This window comes from Dyella thailandensis (assembly GCF_050749815.1).
Taxonomy (GTDB): Bacteria; Pseudomonadota; Gammaproteobacteria; order Xanthomonadales; family Rhodanobacteraceae; genus Dyella_A.
Window position 1 is genome coordinate 3025879 of record NZ_CP192735.1, and the last position, 13641, is coordinate 3039519.

The window sequence follows — 13641 nt, forward strand, 5'->3', positions numbered from 1 at the left end:
AGTATGCCGTAGCTGACGACTCAGCCCATGCCGCCGTTGATGCCGATCACCTGCCCATTGATGTAGCCAGCAGCGTTCGAACACAGGAAGGCGACCAGCGCGGCCACTTCCTCCGGCTTGCCGGCGCGCTGCGCGGGCACCATCTCGCGGATGCGTTCGGGCGGAAAATCCTCGCCGATCATCTTGCCCGCGATGATGCCCGGCGCCACCACGTTGGCGGTGATGCCGCGCGAGGCCATCTCGCGCGCCAGCGACTTGCTGGCGCCGTGCAGCGCGGCCTTGGCCGCCGCGTAGTTGGTCTGCCCACGGTTGCCGACCACCGCCGCCACCGAGCTGATCGACACTACGCGACCAAAACGCGCGCGCGCCATCGGCAGCAGCAGCGGCTGGGTGACGTGGAAAAAGCCGTGCAGCGACACGTCGATCACCCGGTGCCAGGCGTCGTCGGTCATGCCGGCCATGGGCATGTCCTCGTGCACGCCGGCGTTGTTGACCACGGCGTGGATCGTGCCCTCGGCCAGCAGCGCCTCCAGCGCGGCGCGGGTGGCTGCCGCGTCGGCCACGTCGAAGGCCACCGCCTGCGCCTGGCCGCCCGCGTCGCGGATCGCCGCGGCCACCGCCTCGGCGCGATCGAGGCCGCGGTTGGCGTGCACGATCACGTGATAGCCGGTGTCGGCCAGCGCACGGCAGATCGCACCGCCGAGGTCACCGCTGCCGCCCGTGACGAGCGCGCGGCGAACAGGCTTGGCATCAGTCATGGCTGGGCTCCTGGGGATGGATCACGGCGGCGCGCCCGCTGGCCAGCAGACACCCGCCCTGCTCGACGCGGAACGCGTACTGGGCGCCGGCGTCATCGGCGAACAGGCACTCGGCATGGACGTCCAGACGGCCGCCATCCTTATCGACGTAGTCGACCGCCAGCTGCACGTCGCGCAGGCTCACCAGCCGCCCTGGCTTCACCGCCGTGGCGCCGTTTGCGCGATCGCGCAGCGCACCGTGCACGGCCATCGCCTGCGCGCCGTATTCGGCCAAGTGCACGGCATGCAGGCCTTCGGGGCCACGCAACGGGTTGTCGGCACGCGCGTGGCTTTCGCTTACCGCGTGGACGGTTGTCGCATCCCACGCCAGCACGCCGTCGAGCAGGCACATGCGGCCGGCATGGGGAATCAGCGGGGCGAACTCAGTCTTGTCGAGCATGCGGCGCCATCAGGATCGAGAGGCAGAAATGGAAGGCCACGCCCAGGCTCACGGTGAGGCCGATTGCGCGGAGCACCGGGATGCTCGCCCACGCGAGCATGCCGAACACCAGCAGCGCGGAGGCCACGCATACCAGCGTGGCATGCAGGGTGCGGCGCTGCTCGGCGGGATCGCCGGTCTCGCGTTCGAAGAACAGCGCGTAGTGCAGGCCCAGGCCGCCGGCGAGGATCAGCGCGATCAGGTGGAACAGCGAGATCTCGATGCCGGCCATGCGCTCCACCGCCAGCACCAGGAAGGTGGCCAGCGTCATCGGCGCCAGCACGTGCCAGGCACGTCGCACACTGCGCAGCGAGAGCGTGATGGTCAGCACCAGCAACAGCGTCGCCACACCCAGCGCCTGCAGGATGCGCACGCGATACGCCGCCACCAGTGATTCGGCGGCGCCCTTCATGTCGAGCAGGCGCACGCCGCCGCCCTGCGCGGCGGCCATCGCCTCGATGGCGGCCACGTCGTGCACGCCGCTCACTGTGCCCAGGCCCAGCCAGTGGTCGCCGCGGTGCATCAGCATGGCGGCCAGGCGCTGGCCCAGCGGGCTTTGCGCATAACGCTCCGGCGTGAGCAGCGGCGCGCTGCGGGCGGTCTCCACGTCGTCCACGAACGGCGCGAACAGATCCTGGCGGAACGGCAGGCCATCCAGCGCCTTGCCCAGGGACGCCCGCAGCGTGGCGCGATCGGGCAAGCGCGCCTGGCGCACGCGCTGGGTCGCCTCGCTGGGCAGATACTTGGACGGCAGCTCGATCGCATCCACCGCGTGGCGGGCGACCAGTGCGTCGATCGCCGGCTCCAGATGCTCGGAAGCTTCGAGCACATCCTGCTCGGTCGGTGCCTGGATCAGCAGCAGGTAGCGCACGTCCGGCGCGCCCAGCGCCTCGCGCAGGCGCGCGTCGCGCAGCAGCAGGTCGTTCGGTAGCGGCGTGAGCGCGGCGAGGTTGTTCTGCCAGAACGGGCCGGGTGCGAAGGCGAGCATCAGCACGGTGGCGACGACGACCAGCATGGGCACCCAGCGCGGACGCGGCAGGCGGTCGACCAGGTGGCGTGCCTTCACCAGCCACGGCATGCCAGCCACGTCGCGCACCTGCACGGGCAGCAGGTGCGGCAGCAGGTAGCGCGTGCTGAAGCCGGCCACCAGCAGGCCGGTGATGGTGAATACCGCCAGTTGCTTCAGCCCGTTCACGCCCGAGGCATAGAACGCGAGATAGGCGATGCAGGCCGAGGCGATTGCGGTGAGCAGCAGCGGCCACAGCTGGCGCGCGCTGGCCAGCGCATCCTCGCCGGCGCGGCGATGGCTGAGCAGGCGAATCGGGTATTCCTGCGCCACGCCCAGCAGGGTGAAGCCGAACGCCAGCGTGATGCCGTGCACCTGCGGATACACCAGCACCAGCGCGGCCATGCCGGCCAGCGCGGCGCTGGCCACCGGCAGCGCGCCCAGCAGCAGCGAGCGCACGCTGCGGTAGGCAAGCAGCAGCAGGGCAATGAAGCCGACGGTGGAGATGCGCCCAATCCAGTCCGCCTGCGCGCGGGTCTGCGCATTCACCACCACGCTGAAGTAGCCCGGACCGCTCAGCGTGAGCGTGGCCGCCCCGTGCTGCGGCAGGCGCGCAAAGGCCGCGCGGATGCCGTCGATGGCCTGCTGCTGGGCGTCCGGATCAAACCCGGCCGCCTGCGTCTGCACCAGCAGCAGCGCCTCGTTCTGCGGCGAAAACCACACGCCTTCACGCGTGTCGGGGGATTTGGGCGGCGACCAGCGCTGCGCCAGCTTGAGCACTTCCAACGTGGGATCGCGCGGCAGCAGATCCTTCAGCAGCACCGCGGCCGGCGAGGACAGGTCGTCCAGCCGCTGCTCGAGCTGATCGGCGAGGTAGGCCTCATCCAGCGGCTGGGAGTCCAGCGTGGGCGAGAGCAGGTAGCGATACGGTAGCAGCGCCGGATCGAGTGCGCCGAGATCGAAGCTGCCGTTGAGCACCTGGCTGTAGCGCGGGTCCTGCTTCAGCGCAGCGGCAAGCCCCTGGCTGAGCGCGGCCAGCGTGGTATCGCGTTGCGCCGACTTGGCGCAAGCGGCCGGCGCCGCGCAACGCGCCTCGATCGCCAGCAGCAGCAGCCGCGAGCCCGGGCCGTCGCCTACCTGTTCCATCAGCAGGCGCTGGTCGGGTGTGGTCGGTGCCGGCATGAAGCTGCGCAGGTCGGTGCTGACCTGCAGCCGCCACGCCACCAGTGCACCCAGGCCGCCCAGCGCGATCAGCCAGCACGCCAGCAGCGCGAGCCGCGCGCCCGGACGCATGCCGCGCGCGTTGCCGCTCAAGACGCCGGCTGCTGGCACAGCGCCACGAGCGCGTCGCGGGTGGGCGCAGCGGGCATCTTCGCGGCGAGCGGACCGAGCAGGTCGATCGCCACGTCGCCGTCGGCCTCCTGCATCACCATGCAGCGCGGTTCGTTCGCTTGGCCATCGATGCGGATGCTGGCCACCTTCTTCGCCACGCGCGCATCGCGCGGGGTCAGGGTGAGCGCCCAGCGGGCGGCATCATCACCGCTGCGCTCGATCTGGAACGCCTCGGCGAGGCGGCCCGGATCGCCACTGAGCAAGGCGACAAAGCTGTCGAGCAGTCCCTGCAGTTGCGGCGCGTGCTTGAGCGAGAAATGTCGCGGCGAGCGGCCCGCGCGTTCCTGCGTGACTTCGCCCGCGGCAATGGTGAAGCGCTCGGCGCGCGGTGCGGTGACGGTGCGCTGCAGGCGGTCCCCTCCTAGCCAGGCCAGCTCGCCGGAGACCACCAGCGGGCGGTCGAGCACCTTCATGAAGCGCGCCTCGGCGAACGCCGTGCGGGCGGGCGCGGGGCGGCCGAGCGAGGCGATCAGCGCCTGCGCGTCAGACGCTGACGCGCTGGCCCACGACGGCAGGCTCAGGCTCAGCAGGAGCGCGCAGATCTTGCTGCCAGAAATCATAGAAGTTGAACCAGTTGTAGGGAGCGAGATGGGCGTAATGGTCGAGCCGCGCGGCGTAATGGGCGATGAGCGCATCCAGCGCCGGGCCGCGCTGGTTGCGCGGGATCACGACCCGTTCGGCCACCGGCTCGAACACCAGCCGATAGCGCTTGCCGCCCAGGTACAGGCCGAAGCACAGCATCACCGGCACCTGCAGCGCGTGCGCGAGCAGCCACGGGCCGACCGGGAACGGTGCCGGCCGGCCGAGGAACGGCGCATGGCGCAGGGTCTCGTGGTCGCGACCGCGATCGGCCAGCAGGGCGACCATGGCGCCGCGCTGGCAGGCTTCGGCCAGCGCCAGGGTGATCGAGGTGCCGTCCTGCGAGGCGTCGATCACGCTGGCGCCCACCTCCGGCGCGAGCGCCTCGAGCAGCTCGGTCATCGCCGGGGTCTTCTGCTTGTCCAGCACCACGCGCAGCGGTACGTCGGGTCGGCGTGCGCCGATCGCCCGCAGCGCTTCGAAACTGCCATGGTGCGAACCCAGCAGCAGCACGCCGCGGCCGTTGGCGATCTGTGCATCGAGCAGGTCCAGCCCCTGCGTCTCGATCTCGAACGCACGGTCGCCATAGGCAAGCAGATACACGCGATCCATGGTGATCGCGGCGAAGCAGTGCAGGTGGCGGAACACCTCGCGACGGGTCGCCGGCCGTCCCAGCACGCGGCTGAGGTACTGATGCGAGGCCCGCCGCTCGGGCGCGCGACGCAGATAGAAATAGGCGGTGATCGGGTACAGGAACGCGCGTGCGCAGCGGCGGCCGCACAGCAGCGCGATGGAGCGGATCAGCCACAGCGCGAAGCGTCCACCGCCCTCGGGCCGACTCTGCCAGTGCCCGCTCATGCGCCGGCTCCCTCGATCAGGCCCCGGGCCAGCAGCTCGCTGCCGCGACGAATCTCGAAACGGGCGCGGGCACCGGCGTCGCTCAGGGTGAGCTCGGCCAGCTCGCCGGGAAACAGCGGCGCGACGAACTTGGCTTCGGCCACGCGCTGCAGGCGCTGGTCGCGCCATGCCCGCAGCGCGAGCGCGACCTGCTCCAGCAGCACTACCCCGGGCACCAGCGGATAGCCGGGGAAATGTCCCGGCAGGGCGGGGTGCGTCGGCGGGATCGAGAAGGTGGTCTGGTAGGCGACGCTCATGGATGACGGTCCGTGTCGTGCAGCAATTGGGGCCAGCGCTGCATCATCTGCAGGGCCTGGGCGCGCAGCCCGCTGTGGTGGATGTGGCGCAGGTGCCAGCGGCGGAACGCGTACTCCATGCCGAACGCCAGCGGGATCAGCAGGTAACCGCCCACGTGCTGGTAGATCAGCGCCCAAGGCGGCAGCGGGCCGACCAGCAGCAGCCGGTGGGCGAGCAGGCCGGCCAGCACCAGCGCCTGCAGCGTAAGCAGAGCCGTCCAGAACACGGTGACGCCGCGTGCGTAGCGGGCGACGCCGGGCTGTGCCAGTTGCGTCTCGCCCTCGAGCACGCCGATGAAGCGCGCCACACGCGGCTCGCGCCCGGCGCGCAGCGTGCTGCCGAACCACAGCGCCAGCCCGGCAAGAATGATCAGGGGAACGGCATCGAGCAGGCCACCGGCCAGGCCGATCGAGGCCATGCCGAGCATCACCAGTATCGCCGCACCCCAGCCGAGCCATGCGCGCGCGGCGCCAGCGAGCAGGCGCGGCAGCATCCACAACGTGACCAGCAGCAGCAAGGCGGCCAGCGCGAGCGCCGGGCGGTGGGTCACCGCGCCACCGATCGCCAACACCGGATACAGCGGCAGCAGCGCGAGGGTGACGCGCCGCAGCGGCAGGTATCGCACTGGCATCACACCATCACTCATGCACGCAGACCGTCCTGGCGGTGAGCACTGCGGGCCGGACCGGCCTGATGCCGCGGCGGCCGGCGCGGACTCAGCCCGCGCGATGCTGCTCGATGTGGTCCGACAGCGCGCGCAGGCTGGAGAAAATGCGGCGGTTGTCCGGATTGTCCGAGCGCAGCTGGAACCCGTAGCGCTTGGACACGGCCAGCGAGATCTCCAGCGCGTCGATGGAATCGAGCCCCAGCTCGCCGCCAAAGAGCGGCGCATCCGGATCGATCTGTTCGGGGGTGACGGCCTCCAGGTTGAGGCTCTCGATGACCAGGATGGCCAGTTCGTGTTGTGCAGCGGTCTGCTCTGCCATGCTCGTTTCCGTACCCCAAAATCATTGCCTCCCCCCGGTGGCAGTGGGCGTGGAGTGTACCATGGGGCCCTTGTCGTTCTCGGTAGATCGCATGGTTCAGGGATGTGAAATGGTGGCGTCGCAGGCAGCCCATCGCCGCGCGCCGCAGGTGTCGTATCGCAACATGGAGGCCGCCGCAGCCCTGGCCGAACCGGGCATGCTGGCGGTGATCGGGTTTGGCGCCGGCCGGGCCGAGGCGGACGATCCGCGCTGGCTCGCGCTCGCCCTGGAGCCGTTCGACGCCCCCGCGCCGCTGGAGTGCTGGACGGTCGAGGGCGAGGTAGTGGCTGGGCACGCCGGGGCCATTCACTGGTCGCGTGGCGGCGGCTGGCTGTTCGCCTCGATCAGCCTCGACGAGACCGAGAACGGCGACGTGGAATCCACCGCCGAACGCGCCTACCGCGCGCTGGCCGGATTCGTCGCCGAGCAGCCCGAGCAGCATGTGCTGCGGGTGTGGAACTACCTCACCGCGATCAACGATGGCGAGGGCGATGCCGAGCGCTACAAGCGCTTCTGCAACGGCCGCGCGCGCGGCATGGGGAACGCCTTCGGCGAAGGCTTTCCCGCCGCCACCGCCATCGGCCACCTCGATCGCCGACCGCTGCTGCAGGTCTACCTGCTGGCCAGTACGCAACCGGGTCTGCGCGTGGAGAATCCGCGTCAGGTGAGCGCATGGCGCTACCCGCGGCAGTACGGCCCCACGCCGCCAAGTTTCGCGCGGGCGATGCGCCTGCCCGGCAGCGACGCACTGGCCATTTCCGGCACCGCGGCGGTGATCGGCCACGCCTCGGCGCATCACGACGACCTGCAGGCGCAGCTGGAAGAAACGCTGGCGAATCTGGAAGCGCTGCTCTCCAGCGCCGATATGCCGGCCGGCTTCGATACGCATTCGCCGCTCAAGGCCTACGTGCGCCACCCCGCCGATGCCCGCGCAGTGCGCGACTTCTTCCGCCAGCGCCTGCCGGGCGTGCCGGCGCTGCTGCTGCACGGCGACATCTGTCGCAGCGAGTTGCTGGTGGAGATCGACGGCTGGCGTTACGCGTAACGCCCGCCAAGCAGGCGTCACGGTGGGCCTGTCTGATCGCGCTGCGGACTACTTTTGCTTGGTCGGGCGCTGCCAGCCAGCCAACGTCTGCTGCCGGCCTCGCGCCACGGTGAGCTCACCGTCCGGCGCATCCTTGGTGATCACCGAACCGGCACCGATGGTCGCGCCGGCGCCGATACGCACCGGCGCCACCAGCGCGCTGTTGGAGCCGATGAACGCGCCGTCGTCGATGCGCGTGAGGTGCTTGTTCACGCCGTCGTAGTTGCAGGTGATGGTGCCGGCGCCAATGTTCACGCCGGCGCCGATCTGCGCATCGCCGATGTAGCTGAGGTGGTTGGCCTTGCTGCCGGCGCCCAGCGTCGCCTTCTTGATCTCGACGAAGTTGCCCACGTGCACACCGCCAGCCAGCTCCGTGCCGGGGCGCAGACGCGCGAACGGACCGATCGTGCAGGGCCCGTGCGTGACCACGCCATCCAGATCGCAGTGGGGAAGCACCACGGTGCCGGCGGCGAGGCGCACGTCGCGCAGGCGGGTGAAGGCACCCACGCGCACGTCGTCGCCCAGCATTACCTCGCCCTCGAGAATCACGTCGACATCGATCTCCACGTCGCTGCCCGCCACGACGCTGCCGCGCGCGTCGAAGCGCGCCGGATCGGCCAGGCGCACGCCCGCCAGCATCAGCTCATGGGCTCGACGCTGGCGATACTGCGCTTCGAGTTCGGCCAGTTGCAGCGGATTGTTGGCGCCGGCGGCTTCCACCGGGTCGGCGCATTCCACCGAACGCGCCGGGGTGCCTTCAGCCGCCGCCATCGCGAAGATGTCCGTGAGGTAGTACTCGCCCTGCGCATTGTTGCGGTCGAGCCGACCGATCCAGCGGCGCAGGTCGGTGGCATCGGCGGCGAGGATGCCGGTGTTGATCAGGGTGACCGTGCGCTGCGCGGCATCGGCGTCCTTCTCCTCTACCACGGCCTGTACCTTTCCTTCGTTGCACAGCACGCGACCGTAGCCGAACGGATCGGCCAGCCGCGTCGTGAGCAGGGCGAGCTTGTCCGGCGTGGCGACCAGGGCCTGCAGCGTCTGCGGCCGGGTCAGCGGCACGTCACCGTAGAGCACCAGTACCCGCGCGCCGTCCGGCACTCGTGCCAGTGCGTAGCCGACGGCGTGACCGGTACCCAGGCGCTCGGTCTGCTCTACCCAGTCGAGGTCCGGCTGGTCGGCAAACGCGCCCTGCACCTGATCACCGCAGTGGCCGTAGACCACGTGGATCGCCGCCGGATGCAAGGTGCGCGCGGCCGCCAGCACATGGCCGAGCAGCGGCCGACCGGCCAGCGGCATCAGCACCTTGGCGCGCCGGGATTTCATGCGCTTGCCCTCGCCGGCGGCGAGGACGATGACGTGCAGGGCGGAGTCTTCCATGGAACACCAGTGGGAGCGAAACGATGCGCAAGAATATCAGCGGGCCGGCCCGGGCCCGCGCCGACGCAATGGCGGACAGATGCAAAAACGCCGGCACGAGGCCGGCGTTTGCAGGGACTCCAATAGAGTCAGCTCAGTGCTTGAGCGTGCGGCGCAGGCGCTCCAGCGCCTGCAGCTGGGTGATCGCCTCGGCCAGCTTGGCTTGCGCCTCGGCGATCTCCATCGCGTCGGTGCGGTTGGCCAGCGCTTCCTCGGCCTGACGCTTGGCCTCGATCGCCGCCGCCTCATCGATGTCCGCCGAGCGGATCGCGCTGTCGGCCAGCACGGTGACCACCTGGGGCTGCACTTCGAGGATGCCGCCGCCGGTGATGGAGATGTCCACCTTCTCGCCGCTGGCTTCGGTCACGACGACCTTGCCAGGCTTGAGGCGGGTGATCAGCGGCGCGTGGCGCGGGGTGATGCCCAGCTCGCCCAGCTCGCCGGTGGCAACAACCATCGTCGCCTCGCCCGAGTAGATCTCGGCTTCGGCACTGACGACGTCGACGCGGATGGTGTGGGTCATGGATGATCTTCCGGATGCGTAAGGCTGGGGGCGGATTTACCCGCCCCGTGGGATCAGGCGGCCTTCTTGGCGCCCATCTCCTCGGCCTTCTTGATCGCCTCGTCGATGCCGCCGACCATGTAGAACGCCTGCTCCGGCAGGTGGTCCACGTCGCCGTCGACGATCATCTTGAAGCCGCGGATGGTTTCCTTCAGCGACACGTACTTGCCCGGCGAGCCGGTGAACACCTCGGCCACGTGGAACGGCTGCGAGAAGAAGCGCTCGCACTTGCGCGCGCGGGCCACGGCCTGCTTGTCCTCTTCGGACAGCTCGTCCATGCCCAGGATCGCGATGATGTCCTTGAGCTCCTTGTAGCGCTGCAGCGTGCCCTGCACACGGCGGGCGACGTCGTAGTGCTCCTGGCCGATCACGTTCGGGTCGAGCTGGCGGCTGGTGGAATCGAGCGGATCCACGGCCGGATAGATACCCAGCGAGGCGATGTTGCGGCTCAGCACCACGGTCGCGTCCAGGTGGGCGAAGGTGGTGGCCGGCGACGGGTCGGTCAGGTCGTCCGCGGGCACGTACACGGCCTGGATCGAGGTGATCGAGCCGGTCTTGGTCGAGGTGATGCGCTCCTGCAGCACGCCCATTTCCTCGGCCAGGGTCGGCTGGTAGCCCACCGCCGACGGCATACGGCCGAGCAGTGCGGACACCTCGGTACCGGCCAGGGTGTAGCGGTAGATGTTGTCGACGAACAGCAGCACGTCCTTGCCCTTGCCGGTCTCGTCCTTCTCGTCGCGGAAGTACTCGGCCATGGTCAGGCCGGTCAGCGCCACGCGCAGACGGTTGCCCGGCGGCTCGTTCATCTGGCCGTACACCATGGCCACCTTGTCGAGCACGTTGGAGTCCTTCATCTCGTGGTAGAAGTCGTTGCCCTCGCGGGTACGCTCGCCCACGCCGGCGAACACGGACAGACCCGAGTGCGCCTTGGCGATGTTGTTGATCAGCTCCATCATGTTCACGGTCTTGCCCACGCCGGCGCCGCCGAACAGGCCGACCTTGCCGCCCTTGGCGAACGGGCAGATCAGGTCGATTACCTTGATGCCGGTTTCCAGCAGGTCGGTCGCGGCCGCCTGGTCGGCGTAGCTCGGCGCCTCGCGGTGAATCACCCAGCGATCCTGCTCACCGACCGGGCCGGCTTCGTCGATCGGGTTGCCGAGCACGTCCATGATGCGGCCGAGGGTGGCCTTGCCGACCGGCACCTTGATGCCTTCCCCGGTGTTGCGGGCCACGAGGCCGCGCTTGAGGCCGTCGGTCGAACCGAGCGCGATGGTGCGCACGATGCCGTCGCCGAGCACCTGCTGCACTTCCAGCGTGATGTCGGTGCCGTCGATCTTCAGCGCGTCGTAAACCTGCGGCACCTGATCGCGTGCGAACTCCACGTCGATGACCGCGCCGATGATCTGTACAACTTTGCCCTGGCTCATGGGTGTGCTCCGAATGGATCTTTCAGTGTCTGGTCAAACCACGGCGCCCGGTAACAGTCGCCAGCTCTTTTGAATAGTGCGTCCATGGATGGACGCTCTTGATCTGCTCTTGCAGGCAGGGATGCCTGCACTTATACAGCCGCGGCGCCGCCGACGATTTCCGAGATTTCCTGAGTGATCGCCGCCTGACGCGCCTTGTTGTAGATCAGCGTGAGTTCGCCGATCACCTTGTTGGCGTTGTCCGACGCGCTCTTCATGGCGACCATGCGCGCGGCGTGCTCGCTGGCGAGGTTCTCCAGCACCGCCTGGTACACCACCGACTCGATGTAGCGGTTCAGCACGTGGACCAGCACCGTGGCCGCGTCGGGCTCGTAGATGTAGTCCCAGTCGTGCGTCTGTTCGAGCTTGATGCCGGCGTAGGCCGACTCGCCCGCCGCCTGGTGCGCTTCCAGCTCGGCGGCGACCACCGGCAGCGGCAGCAGCGCGTCCAGCGTCGGCTTCTGCGTCATGGTGTTGACGAAGTCGTTGTACGCCAGGACGACGCGATCGAGCTTGCCGTCGGTGTAGGCGTCCAGCACCACCTTGATCACGCCCACCAGCTGTTCGAGCTTGGGCTTCTCGCCGAGATGGGTGACGCTGCCGACCAGGTTCACGCCCTTCAGCCGGCGGAAGAACTGCACCGCCTTCTGGCCGATTGCGACGACGTCGACCTCGACACCCTGATCCTGCCACTCGCGGATCGCCGGCAGCAGGCGGCGGAACAGGTTGGAGTTCAGGCCACCGCACAGACCGCGATCGGTGCTGACGACGATGTAACCCACCCGCGCCACCTTCTCGCGCTCCACCAGGAACGGATGGGCGACGTCGGTGCTGGCCTGGGCCACGTGCGCGATCACCTTGCGCATCTGCCGGGCGTAGGGACGCGAGGCCTTCATCAGGTCCTGCGCGCGGCGGATCTTCGAGGCCGAGACCATCTCCAGCGCACGCGTCACCTTGCGCATGTTCTGCGTGCTCTTGATCTTGGTTTTGATTTCGCGTCCGCTTGCCACGTTTGCCTCAACCTTGTGGGTTATTGCGATCCCGGTGCGTCACCGGAGAACGCGGCAGTTGCCGGGCAACCGCCGCGCAGGCTGCTGGTTACCAGCTGCCGGTCTTCTTGTACTCGTCCAGGCCGGCCTTGAAGGTGCCCTCGATCTCGCCGTTCCAGTCACCGGTGGCGACCAGCTTCTTCATCAGCTCGCCGTGGTTCTGGTGGAAGAACGCGTGCAGGCCCTTTTCGAACGCCAGCACCTTGTTCACCGACAGGTCGTCGAGGTAGCCCTTCTCGGCCGCATACACCGACAGCGCCAGCTCGGCGATCGACAGCGGCGCGTACTGCGCCTGCTTCATCAGCTCGGTCACGCGCTGGCCGCGGTCCAGCTGGGCGCGGGTGGCCGGATCGAGGTCCGAGGCGAACTGCGCGAACGCGGCCAGCTCACGGTACTGCGCCAGGGCGAGCTTCACGCCGCCGGACAGCTTCTTGACGATCTTGGTCTGCGCGGCACCGCCCACGCGCGATACCGAGATACCGGCGTTCACGGCCGGACGGATGCCGGCGTTGAACAGGTCGGTTTCCAGGAAGATCTGGCCGTCGGTGATCGAGATCACGTTGGTCGGCACGAATGCCGACACGTCGCCGCCCTGGGTCTCGATGATCGGCAGCGCGGTGAGCGAGCCGGTCTTGCCCTTCACTTCGCCGTTGGTGAACTTCTCCACGTACTCCTCCGACACGCGCGCGGCGCGCTCGAGCAGACGCGAGTGGAGATAGAACACGTCGCCCGGGTAGGCCTCGCGACCCGGCGGGCGCTTCAGCAGCAGCGAGATCTGGCGGTAGGCTACGGCCTGCTTGGACAGGTCGTCGTACACGATCAGCGCGTCTTCGCCGCGGTCGCGGAAGTACTCGCCCATCGCGCAGCCCGAATACGGCGCCACGTACTGCAGCGCGGCCGACTCGGAGGCCGAGGCCACCACGATGATGGTGTTGGCCAGCGCGCCGTTCTCTTCCAGCTTGCGCACCACGTTGGCGATCGACGAGCGCTTCTGGCCGATCGCGACGTAGATGCACTTAATGCCCGAATCCTTCTGCGCGATGATCGCGTCGATCGCCAGCGCGGTCTTGCCGGTCTGGCGGTCGCCGATGATCAGCTCGCGCTGACCGCGGCCGACCGGGATCATCGCGTCGACCGACTTGTAGCCGGTCTGCAGCGGCTGGTCGACCGACTTGCGCCAGATCACGCCCGGCGCAACCTTCTCGATCGGCGCATTGATCTTGGCGTTGAGCGGACCCTTGCCATCGATCGGGTTGCCCAGTGCGTCGACGACGCGGCCGAGCAGCTCCGGACCGACCGGCACCTCGAGGATGCGACCGGTGGTCTTGGCGGTGTCGCCCTCGCGCAGGTGCTGGTACTCACCCAGCACCACGGCGCCGACGGAGTCGCGCTCGAGGTTGAGCGCCAGGGCATACGCGCTGCCCGGCAGCTCGATCATTTCGCCCTGCATCACGTCCGCCAGACCGTGGATGCGCACGATGCCGTCGGACACGCTGATGATGGTGCCCTCGTTGCGAGCCTCCGCGCCGAGCTTGAACTGCTCGATGCGGCTCTTGATCAGCTCACTGATCTCGGACGGGTTGAGAGTGGTGCTGGACATAGGTCGTTATCCTTGGGTTCGCGCCGAGTCAA

14 protein-coding genes are annotated in these 13641 nt (G+C 68.9%); 1 reads left to right on the forward strand and 13 read right to left on the reverse strand.

The window, feature by feature from the left end; genetic code table 11:
- Positions 1-20 precede the first annotated feature (20 nt).
- The 8 genes from fabG to ACQVBX_RS13970 all read right to left on the reverse strand — a co-directional run bounded on the left by fabG (position 21) and on the right by ACQVBX_RS13970 (position 6393).
- Positions 21-758 (reverse strand): 3-oxoacyl-ACP reductase FabG, encoded by a 738-nt coding sequence (fabG, locus tag ACQVBX_RS13935; RefSeq protein WP_431634836.1) that lies wholly within the window; start codon positions 756-758, stop codon positions 21-23.
- Positions 751-1197: a phosphotransferase gene (locus ACQVBX_RS13940; RefSeq protein ID WP_431634838.1), complete on the reverse strand. Its 447-nt coding sequence runs from the start codon at positions 1195-1197 to the stop codon at positions 751-753. The genes fabG and ACQVBX_RS13940 overlap by 8 nt, the downstream gene beginning before the upstream one ends.
- Complete coding sequence (locus tag ACQVBX_RS13945) at positions 1181-3535, reverse strand: MMPL family transporter (RefSeq protein WP_431638190.1); 2355 nt, start codon at positions 3533-3535, stop codon at positions 1181-1183. Before ACQVBX_RS13945 ends, ACQVBX_RS13940 begins: the two co-directional genes overlap by 17 nt.
- Before the next feature lie 17 nt (positions 3536-3552).
- Positions 3553-4194 carry a LolA-related protein gene (locus ACQVBX_RS13950; RefSeq protein WP_431634839.1) on the reverse strand — a complete coding sequence of 214 codons (642 nt, stop codon included), beginning with the start codon at positions 4192-4194 and terminating at the stop codon, positions 3553-3555.
- Complete coding sequence (locus ACQVBX_RS13955; protein WP_431634840.1) at positions 4118-5071, reverse strand: acyltransferase; 954 nt, start codon at positions 5069-5071, stop codon at positions 4118-4120. The genes ACQVBX_RS13950 and ACQVBX_RS13955 overlap by 77 nt, the downstream gene beginning before the upstream one ends.
- Positions 5068-5367: a hydroxymyristoyl-ACP dehydratase gene (locus ACQVBX_RS13960; protein ID WP_431634841.1), complete on the reverse strand. Its 300-nt coding sequence runs from the start codon at positions 5365-5367 to the stop codon at positions 5068-5070. The genes ACQVBX_RS13955 and ACQVBX_RS13960 overlap by 4 nt, the downstream gene beginning before the upstream one ends.
- Entirely contained in the window at positions 5364-6038 is a 675-nt protein-coding gene (locus ACQVBX_RS13965; protein ID WP_431634842.1) for a xanthomonadin biosynthesis protein, read from the reverse strand. Before ACQVBX_RS13965 ends, ACQVBX_RS13960 begins: the two co-directional genes overlap by 4 nt.
- A gap of 85 nt (positions 6039-6123) precedes the next feature.
- A complete protein-coding gene (locus ACQVBX_RS13970) occupies positions 6124-6393 on the reverse strand; it encodes a phosphopantetheine-binding protein (RefSeq protein WP_431634843.1) in 270 nt (89 codons plus the stop codon).
- A 91-nt stretch (positions 6394-6484) separates the two neighbouring features.
- Between ACQVBX_RS13970 and ACQVBX_RS13975 the strand changes: the two genes are divergently transcribed.
- Positions 6485-7477 carry a pteridine-dependent deoxygenase gene (locus ACQVBX_RS13975; RefSeq protein ID WP_431634845.1) on the forward strand — a complete coding sequence of 331 codons (993 nt, stop codon included), beginning with the start codon at positions 6485-6487 and terminating at the stop codon, positions 7475-7477.
- 48 nt (positions 7478-7525) lie between these two features.
- Here the strand turns inward: ACQVBX_RS13975 and glmU are convergent, their stop codons facing one another.
- The 5 genes from glmU to atpA form a co-directional block, all read right to left on the reverse strand.
- Positions 7526-8893 (reverse strand): bifunctional UDP-N-acetylglucosamine diphosphorylase/glucosamine-1-phosphate N-acetyltransferase GlmU, encoded by a 1368-nt coding sequence (gene glmU, locus ACQVBX_RS13980; protein WP_431634846.1) that lies wholly within the window; start codon positions 8891-8893, stop codon positions 7526-7528.
- 133 nt (positions 8894-9026) lie between these two features.
- A complete protein-coding gene (locus tag ACQVBX_RS13985; protein WP_431634848.1) occupies positions 9027-9455 on the reverse strand; it encodes a F0F1 ATP synthase subunit epsilon in 429 nt (142 codons plus the stop codon).
- A 53-nt stretch (positions 9456-9508) separates the two neighbouring features.
- On the reverse strand, positions 9509-10921 hold the full coding sequence (gene atpD / locus ACQVBX_RS13990) for a F0F1 ATP synthase subunit beta (protein WP_431634849.1): 1413 nt from the start codon (positions 10919-10921) through the stop codon (positions 9509-9511).
- A gap of 131 nt (positions 10922-11052) precedes the next feature.
- Positions 11053-11970 carry a F0F1 ATP synthase subunit gamma gene (gene atpG / locus ACQVBX_RS13995; RefSeq protein WP_431634852.1) on the reverse strand — a complete coding sequence of 306 codons (918 nt, stop codon included), beginning with the start codon at positions 11968-11970 and terminating at the stop codon, positions 11053-11055.
- 88 nt (positions 11971-12058) lie between these two features.
- Complete coding sequence (gene atpA / locus ACQVBX_RS14000) at positions 12059-13609, reverse strand: F0F1 ATP synthase subunit alpha (protein ID WP_431634853.1); 1551 nt, start codon at positions 13607-13609, stop codon at positions 12059-12061.
- Between the last annotated feature and the right edge of the window lie 32 nt (positions 13610-13641).